This window comes from Paenibacillus sp. FSL H8-0175, assembly GCF_045040615.1.
Classification (GTDB): Bacteria; Bacillota; Bacilli; order Paenibacillales; family Paenibacillaceae; genus Paenibacillus_AQ; species Paenibacillus_AQ odorifer.
This window is the reverse complement of record NZ_CP150299.1, coordinates 3,397,096-3,411,903: the sequence shown is the minus strand read 5'-3', so window position 1 is coordinate 3,411,903 and position 14,808 is coordinate 3,397,096. Positions and strand designations below refer to the sequence as shown.

At 42.0% G+C, this 14,808-nt stretch carries 10 protein-coding genes; 2 read left to right on the top strand and 8 right to left on the bottom strand.

The window, feature by feature from the left end; genetic code table 11:
• The first annotated feature begins 79 nt into the window (after nt 1–79).
• Together MHH46_RS15285 and MHH46_RS15280 are read left to right on the top strand one after the other, a co-directional pair.
• The gene (locus MHH46_RS15285) at nt 80–766 is read left to right on the top strand and encodes an ABC transporter ATP-binding protein (RefSeq protein WP_076125710.1); all 687 of its coding nucleotides are present in this window, start codon (nt 80–82) and stop codon (nt 764–766) included.
• Nucleotides 763–3,351: an ABC transporter permease gene (locus tag MHH46_RS15280; RefSeq protein ID WP_076190393.1), complete on the top strand. Its 2,589-nt coding sequence runs from the start codon at nt 763–765 to the stop codon at nt 3,349–3,351. Before MHH46_RS15285 ends, MHH46_RS15280 begins: the two co-directional genes overlap by 4 nt.
• A gap of 229 nt (nt 3,352–3,580) precedes the next feature.
• Here the strand turns inward: MHH46_RS15280 and MHH46_RS15275 are convergent, their stop codons facing one another.
• The 8 genes from MHH46_RS15275 to MHH46_RS15240 all read right to left on the bottom strand — a co-directional run bounded on the left by MHH46_RS15275 (nt 3,581) and on the right by MHH46_RS15240 (nt 14,772).
• Entirely contained in the window at nt 3,581–6,370 is a 2,790-nt protein-coding gene (locus tag MHH46_RS15275; RefSeq protein ID WP_076190394.1) for a glycoside hydrolase family 3 C-terminal domain-containing protein, read from the bottom strand.
• A gap of 180 nt (nt 6,371–6,550) precedes the next feature.
• Nucleotides 6,551–8,032 (bottom strand): Lsa family ABC-F type ribosomal protection protein, encoded by a 1,482-nt coding sequence (locus MHH46_RS15270; RefSeq protein ID WP_076125716.1) that lies wholly within the window; start codon nt 8,030–8,032, stop codon nt 6,551–6,553.
• 301 nt (nt 8,033–8,333) lie between these two features.
• Nucleotides 8,334–9,242 carry an NAD(P)/FAD-dependent oxidoreductase gene (locus MHH46_RS15265; protein ID WP_076190395.1) on the bottom strand — a complete coding sequence of 303 codons (909 nt, stop codon included), beginning with the start codon at nt 9,240–9,242 and terminating at the stop codon, nt 8,334–8,336.
• A gap of 280 nt (nt 9,243–9,522) precedes the next feature.
• Nucleotides 9,523–10,035, bottom strand: coding sequence for a DinB family protein (locus MHH46_RS15260; RefSeq protein ID WP_076125721.1), 513 nt, complete (start codon nt 10,033–10,035; stop codon nt 9,523–9,525).
• 413 nt (nt 10,036–10,448) lie between these two features.
• Entirely contained in the window at nt 10,449–10,994 is a 546-nt protein-coding gene (locus tag MHH46_RS15255; protein WP_076190396.1) for a CueP family metal-binding protein, read from the bottom strand.
• Between the two features lie 212 nt (nt 10,995–11,206).
• On the bottom strand, nt 11,207–12,073 hold the full coding sequence (locus tag MHH46_RS15250) for an SDR family oxidoreductase (RefSeq protein WP_076184560.1): 867 nt from the start codon (nt 12,071–12,073) through the stop codon (nt 11,207–11,209).
• Between the two features lie 195 nt (nt 12,074–12,268).
• The gene (locus MHH46_RS15245; protein ID WP_076190397.1) at nt 12,269–14,020 is read right to left on the bottom strand and encodes a sensor histidine kinase KdpD; all 1,752 of its coding nucleotides are present in this window, start codon (nt 14,018–14,020) and stop codon (nt 12,269–12,271) included.
• Nucleotides 14,017–14,772, bottom strand: coding sequence for a response regulator transcription factor (locus tag MHH46_RS15240; protein ID WP_076125728.1), 756 nt, complete (start codon nt 14,770–14,772; stop codon nt 14,017–14,019). The genes MHH46_RS15245 and MHH46_RS15240 overlap by 4 nt, the downstream gene beginning before the upstream one ends.
• Between the last annotated feature and the right edge of the window lie 36 nt (nt 14,773–14,808).

Sequence of the window (14,808 nt, the reverse complement as noted above, 5' to 3'; positions counted from 1 at the left end):
ATCTCTCACCTGAAAGTCACAGAGAAGTAAGTTGAAGGTTCTATTATATGGGTAACCCATCAGAAAGGAGACTCACATAATGGAGTTTTTAAAAATTGAAAATTTATGCAAAGTCTACGGTAAGGGAAATAATCAAGTTACTGCGCTTGACCATGTTTCACTTACAATTGAAAAGGGAGGATTCACCGCAATCATCGGTTCGTCCGGCTCGGGCAAATCTACATTGCTTCACAGCGTCGGGGGCGTAGACGTACCGACAAGCGGAAAGGTATATTTGAACGGGCAAGATGTATATAGCCAAAGCAATGAAAAACTCGCCATCTTCCGCAGACGGCAAGTTGGACTGATTTACCAATTTCACAACCTCATTCCCACTCTGAATGTAGTGGAAAATATCACTTTGCCTATCCTTATGGACAAGCGCAAGGTCAACGAGGAAAGGCTAAATGACCTGCTCGAAATGCTTGGGTTGCAAGATCGAAAAACGCATTTACCCAATCAGCTTTCAGGTGGTCAGCAACAGCGTGTTTCCATAGGACGCGCTTTGATGAATGCCCCGGCGGTCATGCTTGCCGACGAACCCACGGGCAGCTTAGATAGCCGAAATGGACATGAAATCATCAAGCTGCTCAAAGAAAGCAATAAAAAATATGGGCAGACCCTGATCCTCGTCACCCATGACGAAAATATTGCCCTGCAAGCAGACCGTATTATCGGTATAACAGACGGCAAAGTAACGCGGGATGAACAGGTGGTTCGGCCATGAATATTTTTAACAAAGTCACACTGCAAAGTATGAAAAAAAGCCGTTCCCGAACGATTGTCACGGTGATCGGAGTTGTTCTGTCCGCCGCCATGATTACGGCTGTCGCTACCTTTGGCACTTCCCTGTTAAATTATCTGGTAAACGGTTCTATTGCGAAATACGGCGGTTGGCACGTTGAGTTTTTGGATGTTGATTCCTCTTTCGTGCAAGAGAGAACCCATGACAGTAAAGTTGCAAACAGCGCAGCATTTGAAAATATCGGTTATGCAACGCTTGAAGGCGGGAAAAGCCCTGAAAAGCCCTATCTTTTCATCGCCGGATTCAGTGAGGAAGCCTTTGATACCTTACCCACAAGCCTGATTTCCGGCAGGCTTCCTGAAAATAGCAAGGAGATTCTCGTCCCGTCTCACGTTACTGCAAAGGGCGGTGTTAGATTTAAGTTGGGCGACACACTTTCACTTTCTGTTGGAAGCCGATTGAATGGAAACAAGAATCTCGGCCAACACGACCCTTATCAGACCGGGGGTGAATCGGGAGAGGACAAAGAAACCCTTGTTCCAAAATCAGAGAGAACCTACAAGGTTGTAGGTATCTGCGAAAGACCCAGTTTTGAGGAACATTCTGCACCGGGATACACCTTGATAACGAAAGCAGATCCTAAAGACCAAGCGGATAACTTCAGTATATTTGTCACACTGAAAAATCCGCACGGTGTAACGGCTTACGCAAGCAGTACAGTCGGAGCAGGAGCTTATGTCTTTAACGATGATGTACTGCGCTTCATGGGCGCTTCGGACAATAAACTGTTCAACACGCTTCTGTACTCAGTTGGCGGCATTTTGGTTGCCATAATAATGATAGGCTCGATTTTTCTGATTTATAACTCGTTCAACATCTCGCTGAACGAACGCACACGCCAGTTCGGGATTCTCGCATCGGTGGGTGCAACGGCAAGGCAACTGCGAAATTCTGTGCTATTTGAGGGACTTTGCATTGGTGCAGTCGGCATACCTATTGGCATTATGGTCGGCATAGGCAGTATCGGACTTGTAATTCCTATGGTTGCCGAGAATTTCGGGAAAACTTTCCACAGCACCGTGCCTTTAACCCTATCGTTGTCTGTCCCCGCAATTGTCGCAGCTACAGCAGTCAGTTTAGTTACCATTTTGATTTCAGCCTATATCCCGGCCAGAAAAGCTGCAAATACTCCCGTGATGGAGAATATTCGTCAGACCAACGAGGTTAAAACCGAATCGAAAGCGGTAAAAACATCAAAATTTGCACAGCGTATTTACGGTTTGGAGGGTACACTTGCGTTAAAAAACTTTAAAAGAAACAAAAAACGTTATCGCAGCATTGTGTTATCGCTCACTTTAAGCGTCGTGCTGTTTGTATCGGGAAGTGCTTTTGGAACAACTCTAAAACGACTTTCAGAACAGTTGATAATGGATATGGACTATGACATTCTTTTTACCACTCAGGTGACGGACGACAGCGAAATGATCCCGCTTTACAACAAACTTAAAACCTCTGACGGGGTTTATGAAAGCTCGTACCAAATCGTTTATATGTATACATCCGTAATTAAGGCAAGCGATTTTTCAGACCGTTACCGGGAATACGCGGGGTATACTACGCCGGACGAAACGGTTCAACTACCCATGGACATCCAGTTTATTGAGGACAGCAAATATCTGAGTTTTATCAAAGAATTGGGTTTGTCTGCAGATGAATATACCGGGCAGGACGCGAAGATGATTGCCGTTGCCAAAAAGCGGATTGATAATAATGAAAGGCCAAGCGAAGTGTTTAATATGTTTGCAAATCATTCCATGACATTTAGTGTCGCCCCCCAAACAAATGACAAGCAAATGATGGAACAGGGGCAAAGCATAAACATTACGTTTGTCGATACGTACCCGGTGGATCCGCCTCCAAGGCAATCTTTAGAGCAGCGGCCATACGTTTTTATGGTGGTAGCTCCCTATTCACTCAAAGAGAACTTTAAAAGCCCGGATACCCATGCGGAAATGGGCCTGGCCTTTCTTTCAAATAATCCCTCGCAATCGGTGGCTGAAATGGAAGCGATCATTCAGGATACGGGAATGATGTCTGCTTATACCCTTTACAATGTCCATACAATAGTTGAACAATACCGCAGTTTAATATTTGTTATTGATGTGTTCACCTATGTTTTTGTTATTATGATTTCCCTGATTGCGGTTGCAAATGTATTCAATACTATTTCCACAAATATCAGACTGCGCAGGCGGGAACTTGCCATGCTCCGCTCGTTGGGGATGTCCGACCGCGATTTCAATAAGATGATGAGTTTTGAGTGTTTCTTTTATGGGATGAGGACGTTGCTGTTCGGAATTCCAATAGCGGGAATCATCTCGTGGCTGATTTATGAAGGGTTAGTGGCCGTAGAAAGGATAGATAACTTTAATTTTGTATTCCCGTGGGGCAGTATGGCAATTAGCGTGTTTGGCGTAATCTTTATCGTGTTTATTACAATGTTGTATGTCATTAGCAAGATAAAAAAAGAAAATATCATTGACGCGCTTCGGGATGATTTGGCTTGATTTTAATACCGATATTAAGATCAGGTTTTACTGCAAAATTGTGGACATACGGCTTTCTATGTATTCAAATTTAAACTTCACCAAAAAGTAAATCCTCCAATATAGATTATTTACAATTCAACAGTAATCGTTCGGCTGTGTGCCTAAACAATTATGTTTATCGTAAACATCCTTATTGGAGGATTTGCATTAGCGCAGGGTTTTTCCTTTAACTTATATTTAGAGCTACTTAGTCAACTTTATTAAATTCGATCCAGTCGATCTGTAAACCTGGTTTAATGAATTCCAGTTTCATTTCATAAAGACCTGCTTCGAGTTCTACTTTCACAAGCTTTTGTCTAATCCATTGACCTTCTGTCCCGTTGGTTTGAATGGTTGTCATCAATTGATCATTCAAATTAACATTGCATGCACTTTGAGCCAGCTCAGGTTCTGTTGACATGATATGCACGAGGATCCGATATTGTCCAGCTTGGCCAACTTCAAAGAAAGTCGATCCTTCAACGGCTGGCTTAACCTGTGGATTTTGAGATAAGGATTGTACTTGTTCTGCAGTAAGTGAAGGATTAGCCTTAAAGGACTCAACTGTTTCAACAATTTGCTGTTTTCTCGAGAATACTGGAGCATGTATGATGAACTCACAAATATTCATTGCAGAACGTTGCAGCTCTCCTCTAGTCAAAGATCCATTTTCCAAGGATTCAATGGTGTTGTCATTCCATCCATTAATTTCGGCGCCATAGTTAGCTACAACCATGTACAGGTCATTTTGTGCACGGACCATCCAATTTGTAAATTTCCGGTCTGCAGCTCCACCATTAACGACATCATTCATGATAGCCCACCAGTCTGTCATGACAATACCTTTGAAGCCCCATTCTCCGCGGAGAATTGTAGTGTTCAAATCGTAATTTGAAGCGGCCCAATGTCCATTAACAGGGTTATAGGAGGTCATAATTGAATTCGCTCCACCCTGCTTCACTGCAATTTCAAAACCTTTCAAATAAATCTCGCGAAGCGCACGTTCCGACACAACAGCGTCCACTTTACTGCGATGTTTCTCCTGATTATTGCAGGCAAAATGCTTCAGCGTGGCATTAGAGCCACCTTTCATAATCCCACGTGTACATGCAGCCGCAAACACCCCAGAGATCAAAGGATCTTCAGAAAAATACTCAAAGTTGCGGCCATTAAGCGGGCTGCGACGAATATTTAGACCTGGTCCAAGCAAGGTGTCTATGTTGTTTCGTACCAACTCTTGTCCTTCTAACACATACAGCTCTTCGACTAATTCGGCATTCCAAGTAGCTGCAAGAAGCGTTCCGATCGCAACCTGAGTCGCTTTTGCTCCACTATCCATACGAATTCCTGAAGGACCATCTGCCGTACATGCAACAGGGATTCCTAAGTTATATAGACTATCACTTACTCCTCCAAATGCAGAAGCTGTACCCGGTGTAACCAATGGGCTGCTCATACCTTCACCCCGTACAATGGCAGCCAAATCATCGTCACTAAGCTGGGCAATAAAAGCTTCCATACTAACTTTTTGTTCAAATACATCTCTTAATTTATGCCCTTGATTGCCTGTCTGGGAGATCGTTGTTGGTAGATTGCTCTCGATCCGTTCTGCTAACGAAATCTTGCGTGTTGGAACCTCTGCATAAACAAGTTCATATGAACCGTCTGATTTTTGAACACCAGGTTGCATTCTTGTAAAGCTTTGCGTGGGTGCAAGAGCTTCTTGTAACTGTTCCACAACTTGAAGAGTTTCCACGACATAGCCGCTATTCCCTTCAACCTTGACTTCCTCCACTTTTTTAACACTCGTTCCCACAAATATGCGGTACGTGCCTTCTTCTAGCACATAAGCGGAAGCATGCCCTGACACACCAGCATCATCATAGGAAGCCATTGAATGAACAGGGAAACTCACGGTAAGACGTTGAGCTTCGCCTGGCTGAAGGACTTCTGTTTTTGCGAAGGCTGCCAAAGCTTTAGCAGGCTGTCCCAATTTTCCTTGTGGAGCTTCATAATAGACCTGAACAACCTCTTTTCCAGCAAAGGTAGTTCCTGTATTAGTTACGGTTACGCCGACTTCAACATTAAGTTCGCCAGCTTTGTAAATAAGTTTAGCTTCTTCTGACTCGAGCTTAAACGTGGTATACGATATTCCATAACCAAATTCATATTGAACCTTTTCTGGGCAAAATGTCTCGAAATAACGATAACCAACATAGATATCTTCCTGATAAAGGTTTGTAAATTCATTACCGTAGTTGTGTGTTGACGGGTAATCGTTGATGGAATATGCGATCGTGTCTGTTAATTTTCCGCTTGGAGTTACTTCTCCAGCCAGCACGTCCGCAATTGCATTACCACCTTCCATTCCCCCCTGCCAAGAGTAGATGACAGACGAAATCGGATTTTTATAGCTTTCATCGTTCAGCCAGCTCATATCAATAATATTAGAGACGTTCAGTACAACAATCGTTTGCTCAAAATATGTAGTTACCTGCTTCAGCATCGCTTTTTCATCAGCTGTTAGTTGGTAGCTTCCTGAACCATCGACATTATCCTGATCTTCTCCTGCTGTACGTCCGATTACAATGATTGCTTTGTTCGATTTACTTCTAGCCTCAGCTACCAATTCGTCGGATAAAAGCATTTCCTTCTGGTTCCATGGCTCTGCAGCCCAAACGCCGCCACCATTATCAAATGGATTTTGCTCAATCCACTTCTCATATAATGCTGCCAAATCTTCGTTGACCGTAAGGTTCTTTTTACTGCGAAGACCGCCCAGCAGGTTGGTCGTATAAGTAACATGAACACTACCGCCCGAACCAGTACCACTGCGATAATAATTCACTTGAGTTCTGCCAAAAACAGCAACATTATCACTTTCACCAAGCGGAAGCACCTGATGATCATTCTTCAACAGTACCGCACCTTCTGCTGCTACCGTCCGGCTAAATTCTGCAAAACCTTCTAATGGAATTCCCACACTCTGTGTACTCAACTTGTTTCCTCCTGTTGTTCAATTCTATAGGTTGTTTCTTTAGGCATCAATTACATATCATAAAGTTTAACTATACCATTATAGTACATTGGATAACTGTAATATATATAATAATTATCTTTATTAATATAATAATATTGGTCTGTTAGAGTTGGAAATTTTCAATCGATGTTAAAAATATCAGCTAAGTTCAATGATCTTCGTGGCAACATTATGGCAAAATTCGCGATCATGCTCCACAAAAACGAGTGTTGGTGTATATTCAAGCAATAGCTCCTCAATTTGCATACGTGAAATAACATCAATAAAATTAAGCGGTTCATCCCAAATATACAAATGAGCTTTTTCACTAAGACTTTTGGCGATCAGGACTTTTTTCTTTTGGCCGCCACTGTAAGTGGATATATCCTTATCAAATTGAATTCTGGAGAAATCAAGCTTTCGCAGAATAGATTTAAAAAGACTTTCATCTATCCCATTCTCTCTAGCATAATCTGTTAAATCGCCCCGTAGATCTGAAGTGTCTTGTGATACGTAGGAAATGATAAGCTGGCTATCCTTAGTGAAGGTGCCGGTATAATCTATCTCCTCACCGCAGATCAATTTGATGATACTTGATTTGCCGGAACCATTTTTACCCGAGAGTGCAATTCTCTCCCCCTGCTCAATGGTAAAGCTTACTTCTGAACATACCCTTTTCTCTCCGTAAAAAACCGAAACATTGTCCAGCTCCGCAAGATGACGTTTATGATAAGCAAGCTGCGTAATCTCTAAGTTCTCAGAATTTTCGATGTTTTTAAGAAGCTTAGACTTTTCGTTGATGGCAGATTGCTGTCTCTGCTCGATGGCTTTAGAGCGTTTCATCATTTTAGCGGCCTTGTGTCCAACATAACCTTTATCTAACTTAGACCCAGAATTTCTAGTTCCATTTTTAGTTTTTTCCACCTCATGTGACCAGTTACCTGTTCGTTTAGATGAGGCTGACAAGCGTTTGATATCTCTTCTAAGTTTTTCGTCTTCCGCTATCTCAAAGTTATCTTGTCTGACTTTATTCTCCCACCAGCTAGAAAAATTGCCCTTTTGAATCTCTATATTGGTTTTGTTGATTGACAAGATGTGGTCCACACAATTATCAAGAAAGGATCTGTCGTGAGAGACCAGAATATATCCACTTTTCGTATTGAGGTAATCACTGACAAGTTTTCTTGCCGTCATATCCAAATGATTTGTAGGTTCATCAATCAACAGGAAGCTATTTTCCTTAATGAATAATGTGGCTAACAGCACTTTCGTTTGCTCTCCGTTAGACAATGAGTCAAAGGGACGATATAACACATCCTCAGAAACCTTTAGCAAAGAAAGCTCTCGCATTAACTTCCAATGAATATAATCCGGAAAAATCTCGCTGATCACATCTATGGTGTTAAGCTCCTTGTTATTCACCTGAAAAGGGAAATATTCAAAGCTGACATGAGCAGAAATATTTCCGCTGTATTCATGCTTTCCAAGCAATAAGCTAAGAAATGTAGTCTTTCCTCGACCATTTCTCCCTGTAAAACCTAATTTCCAATCGGTATCGATTTGAAAGTTTACGTTCTCAAATATGTTATCGTAGCTGCCTTCATAGGCAAAGGTTAGATTTGTGACATTTATTAATGACATAAAATAATCCTCCTGTATTTTAACAAAATAAAAGCCACAAGAAAGTTACTTTCTTGTGACTCAAATAAATACAGCAAATCCAGCCCCAAATGGAGTTAGATATGGATATATTTTCGAGTGAAAAGAAGTAGTAACTTTCTTGCATACAAAGAATAAAACAAACGAAATAAACCATTGTTGTTGTTTTATTCATCATGGGACGCAAGAATAATTACTACACTATACTTTTCAACTCCGATCATTAATTTGTAATTATGTTATCATGCATACTTATTATTTTCAACTTCCTACCCATAATTCGTTAAAAAAGTTCAAATTCTTCTTCTGTAAGATCCATATTTACACTCATAGCTGTCCGACTCCCGTCAGCCGCGGCAAACACTAACTGAGAAGGCATAAAATAAGAAACATCTCCAGCCGAATATAATCCTGGAATCGAGGTTCTCCCCGACCCATCCGTGCTAAACCCACCAGAATCATTCCGCTCTACAGTCAAATGATCTACGATTGATGCCGTTTGGATCAAATTCGGAGAAATAAACCCTCCCGTTCTTAAGATCTCAGTACCATCTGCAAAGCGAACCGCCTGAAGTTGCCCGTCATGACCCATAAAAGAGGAAACTGTTTGTTCATTGACTACAACTCCCTTAGCCTCAAGACTTTTTTTCTGTTCATCTGAAAGGAATGTCTTGCCGTTCGTGCAGATAACCAAATCTTTACTCCAATTGAGCAGCATTTTTGCCATATGAAAAACATGTGGATTTTCGCAAACAACGACAAGGGGTTGATCTCGTAATTCCCAGCCGTCACAATACGGGCAATTAAACAGACTTTTTCCGTATAATGGTCGTAGGCCCTCTATCTCAGGAAGGACCTCCTTTAACCCGGTCGCCAAAATCAATCTGCGAGCTTCAATGTGACGACCAAACGAATCATGTACCGCAAATCCAGAATCATTTTTGTTAATCGAAATAATCTCAGTCTGGATATGCTCAACTGACGGATAACGTAGTACCTCCTCATACGCAATGCGACGAAACTCGGCTGGTGTAACCCCGTCTCTTGTAATAAAACCATGTGATGCATGGGTAACAACATTCCTTGGCTGATTATTATCAATTAAAGCTACTTTTCTTCTTGCCCTACCAAGAACAAGGGCTGCGTTCAAGCCTGCGGGTCCACCACCAACAATAATGCAATCGTAAATCATATGAATCATCTCCTATATGCAGATATTAAAGACTCTTTTTGTCTATTATTAAACCAAAAAAAATATTTGCCACATCATAGACTTAATGAATCTATAATATCTCCAAATTAGCTAAAGTGTCAACCCAAACTTTCCGATCCTCCGTGAGTTTTATTTAGTGTAATACTAGAAAAAAGTAAATAAGCCCATTACCGTATGTTTGGAGGTAACTTAATACTCCAATATATCAGGTAAGAGCTATATGTTGAACTTACTTGGCAGTGCAGGGCTTCCTCACTTATCAACCTTCACCGTTTGCTAATTCTAAATCATCAGCCGAGGGTCCGTAAAGACCAGGTACCGGCACGTCAAGCAGCCGCAGATAAACTCCAAGCTGCGCCCGGTGGTGAACCATATGATTCAATCCGATGGTACGAAGCGCAGCTGCCCGTGTCTGACGACGGATGATCTGCTCCCCGTTCCGCAAGGTCCACTCCGCGCCGAGCATCTCCACATTGCTTGCAGTAATTAATTCCTCAATCTCACGAGCTTTCAGGTCGAACTCTTGTAGAACCGCGTCGGGACTCTCCAGTGCTTCTCGTCGATATGCCACAGATGCCAAATCAAACTCCGAGTAAAGTAGAATTGCGGATTGCCAGCTCAGAAGATTAACGAGGTGTGTGGCCAGCCCACCCAGGCTCATTGACTTAGAGTGTGGTTTCCATGTCATATTCTCTTGAGGCAGCTTCTCCAGTATCCGACGTGTACCAGCCAGCTCTTGCAAAACATCCCCAATGATCAGCTCTTTAACCATTCATCTCTCTCCTCTCTTCTGTAAAGCAATTTCTTTTGATCATTCGTGTGATACTTTTGATTTCTTTTCCCAAACACTTTCTAACTCTCCGCTAGATCGGACCGAGGTGCACTTATTTCGTAGATTTATAGCATTTCACCAGGTTATCGGACCCAGATGCAGTTATTTCCCTAAATACACTCCAATTCTGTGCCATTACAAGCCAATAAGAGCTATGCAGTCCGATAAGCTTGAAAAATGCAGCGAAAATCTAAAATAGCTGCAATGGAGTCCGATACGATGGACATTTGGCGAAAGTCCAATACAGAATACATCAGAAGAAAGATCAAATTGGATTATGAATAACGAATTCGACATCGCTTAAGAAACATCCTTCTGAGCATTCGCTTTCCAAGTCTTCTCCCTACAACTTTTTAGATACTTTCTGCCAATTGCATAGTTGTAACACATGTATTATCACTCTTAAAAGTGGAAAGCACAGATTTTGCTGTTTTTCCGTCCTGCTCAATGGTTACGTTATATTGTTTGTCCCGGGGCAACCAAAGATCAATAAATCCGTTAGATAGCGATTTCATTTCTTGATCCACAATCACATTGCCTTCGCTGTCTTCGATATATACTTTAAACTCATCATCCGTTAATTCCCCTTGGCAGCCAGTCAAGCTATGTGTTGCGCAAGGATGCGTATTCTCCACATATGGAGCTATAGAAACAAAAAACTCATCTTTAGGCAAGTCGTAAGTTTTCTCTTTATTGTTACTATCGGTTACAATAAGTTGCTCAGAAGTGATAGACGCGGACAGGTTTTCCAGACTGCTTGAACTATATTCTTGCACTAATTGCTTAATGTCGGTTGTATCTTGTGCTGAAGGCGTATCCTTATCGATACCTCCCAATAACAAATACGCACCTAATGCAACAACCGCCACTCCCGATACCACCAAGATATTTCTTTTCATTTGTAATCATCTCCTTCGCTTATTCGCCAGATTATGTACTCACTCAAAGTATCTTCCATTTCTTTTAGTATAACTAGTTAAACTAAACTAACACAATTATGAACAAGGCAAAATAGTGAAAAGTTATGTATTTGATTCATCCTCTATCAACACAAAAAAAGGCCTCCTCACTGGTTTTTCAACCTCGAGGAAGCCTTTTATCTTTTATATTATTATGCTTGTAAATTACCGACCATAACACGAATGACATCCGCAAGAGGAGTAGCTGAACGTTTCAGCAGTTTCTCTAAATCGCTACTTTCAATATTAAGCCAACCTTCACGAATCCCACGTTGTATAGCTACAACTATTGGAAGCGCAGCTTCTGGGACACCCACCTCCGACATGGTCTTGGCATAAGCCTCGTCGTCAACCTGGATTACTTTGATTTCTTTACCGATTACACTGCCTATGATCTCAGTCAATTCCTCTTGTGTTAAAGGGTTGCCAGACAATTCATACACTGTGTTCTCATGTCCGTCACCTGTCAGAACATTTGCTGCAGCTTCTGCATAATCTCCGCGTGTAGCCCAGCCAACTTTACCATTCCCTGCTGAAGTCACCCATGGGGCACCTGCTAGAGCACCTTGAATGGAGCCGATCTCATTCTCCAAATACCAGTTATTACGGAGGAAGCTGTAAGGAATGCCTGTTGCGCGAATAGCTTCTTCGGTGATGCGGTGAACTTCAGCAAGAAATAGCTCACTCTTGTCTGCTTGTCCTACACTTGTGTAGGCAATGAAGCCGACGCCTGCTTTTTCCGCAGCAGCAACAGCTGCTTTATGTTGACGAATCCGGGTTTCATTATCACCATCTGCAGATACAATTAATAATCGATCCACACCGGCAAATGCTGATTCCAGCGTCTCAGGTTGATCAAAATCACCATGACGGACTTCCACTCCACGTGCCTGAAGATCACTTGCTTTTTCTGGGTTCCGCACACTAACTACAAGATCACCTGCAGGTACAGTTTTAAGTAAAGCTTCTATCACCAATGATCCGAATTGACCTGTTGCTCCTGTTATTGCTATTTTCATTTTTACTTCCTCCTCAAATTAGGATGATAAATTTATTTTAACCACTACCTGTAACTATTGTAGTTACAATCAGATTGGATGTCAACTTATTTATGATCCCAACTCTGGCTGGATAATAAACAGGAGAATTAAAAAATTATATTCAGAACAAAAAAACCACCGTCATTTCCGTTAGGAAAAACGCTGGTTCTATGATTAGCTCCAACTCAACTTAATAATGGTTCCTTGTCCAGGGCTACTCTCAACAGCAATCCTGCCCTCCATACATTCGATTAATCCCTTGGAGATCGCCATGCCAAGGCCGGATCCGTTGGAGCTAGATACGGTGTCCGTTCCTCGATAATAACGTTCAAATAATCGGTTAAGTGTGACTTCATCCATTCCATCGCCATCATCGGAAAATTGAATAGTAAATCCACTGTCCAAATCATTCATAGTAAGCGAAACCGTTAAAATCGTATCCGAGGGGTTATGAAGTAAAGCATTCGCAGTCAAATTGTTCACAACCCGCTCTAGCCATGGAGTATACAATCGGGCTCTCACTTCGTTTGGTGCCGGCACAAATATAATTCGCTGCTTCCCGTATTCGGGATTTGCAGCAGCTTGATCAAGGGTTTGATGTAACCAAGAGTTCAATTCCACTTCCATCAGCTCTGGTGGCTTGATCCCTGTTTTTAGCCGATAGGTCATGGCAAGATCACTGATCAGCATGTCCATATGGGCTGATTTATCCAGCATCGTCCTTGTAAACTTGCGAACTTCCTCTTTCGACCAATCATACGAAGGCTCCGCCAGTAAATGGGCATAACCAGTTATAGAAGATAAAGGAGTTTTTAAATCATGTGTAACACCTGCGATCCATTCTTCCCTCAAATTCTCTGTTTGTTGCCGCAACGTCTGATCTCTTTGCAAATTAGCAGATAATTTCTCTATGGAGACCATTACATCAGAAAAAACCCGGTATCTCCGCCTCCATTTACCTACGTGTGTTCGACTACGACGATTTCCTTTACGGTCCAAAGGCTCTGTATATATGGCATTTCCAATAGAATCGAGCCATACAAGCATATGCAGCATTGGCGCTCCAAACCTATGAGCTTGCCATAAAGATAGCAATATAAATGCAAGCAATAAAGCCGCGAGCATTGCTAATGAGCCTTTAATGACAATTTTAACCTCTTCAGGTACCCATACCTTTTGTCCTGTATCTGCACCCTTTACGTTCGGTTGTCCAACGATCCATGTTTGGCCCGTTTGTTTATCAAAAGAAGATCGGACATGATAGCCGTAACGTTCACTGTAGAGAGTGCGTAGTGCTAGCTCTGGCACTGAGTACTTGGTGGGAATCATCTTTGGCCTATTATAGGAGAGCAGCTCCGTACCCGATGAATCGATGAGTTGAACAAAAGCCTGTGATGATTTAATTTCTCTTTCAATCGAATCAGGCAGAACCAGATCTCCATCTACTGCATCAAATGTACCATCGCTCATTTTTTTTAACAGAGGATCTAGTATATTTGGCGCGCCATAAAGAAGTGTGAATTGTCTCCCATTTTTCTCTTGAATCCATACAGCCAGAGTATACGGAAAAGGCTGAGTCCCTGTCCAATAGGCGACTACTTCACCCGGTCCATATTGAATTGGGACATCTTTTGGAGTGTTGTAGGCACTTTCAACTTTTCCATTTTCATCGATATTTTGCAGCCAGCCCTTATTCTTCTTCACTTGCTCCAGCAAGCTCGGGGAAAATTGAATGCCCTTCTCATCGATTTTGGAGGATTCAACCAGTTGCTCTAAGCCAACATTAGCAAAATCACGCGTAATACTGATATCGAGAAAACGCAACAGCATCCAAGTAAACGTTACTGCTGCAATAGCGAGAACAACCATTCCCGTAATTGCTAGCTGTAGAACGAACCTTAACGTTAACCGACGTTTGATATTCATGGCATGGACAACTCCTGGCGGTCTACCTTCACCAGCTTATAACCAAGACCCCTAACGTTAACAATAAATTTTGGATCGGACGGGTCTGCTTCGATACGTTCTCTAATTCGATGAATATGAACCATAACCGTATTATCATCGCTCAGTGCTTCATCGCCCCATACTTTCTCATATAACTCACTTTTGCTGAAAATCTGATTGGGATGTTTGCATAAGAAGACCAGCAGTTGAAATACAAGTGCCGGACAAGCAACAGACTGACCCTCTACCAGGAGTTCTCCCGCTGTCTCATCTAGCTTAAACCTTCCGTAATCATATACATTTGCAGATTTATGGGGGACTATTTCTACACTCTTGCCAGTAGCCTGTTGGTTAGCAGAAGCAAAATATCTCCGCAGTTGTGCTCTTATACGAGCCACCACTTCAAGCGGGTTAAAGGGTTTGGTAATATAATCATCTCCGCCTATAGCAAATCCCGTTAATTTATCGAAATCAGACGTTCGAGCAGTCAGAAAAAGAATAGGGGCATCCGTCGTCTGACGGATAAAAGGGCAGATTTCGATACCACTTCGTCCGGGCAGCATTACATCCAGCACAATTAAATCATATTTTTTGGATTCACAGGCACTTACTGCTTCTTCACCTGTTTGCACTGTATCTATATTGGCGTAGCCTTCCTTACGCAGCACTGTCTCCATAATGTCTAAAAGCGATACCTCATCATCAACCAATAAAATTGAAGCCTCATTCATATAAATTTTCCCTTTCACAATAGACGTTTTTAACAT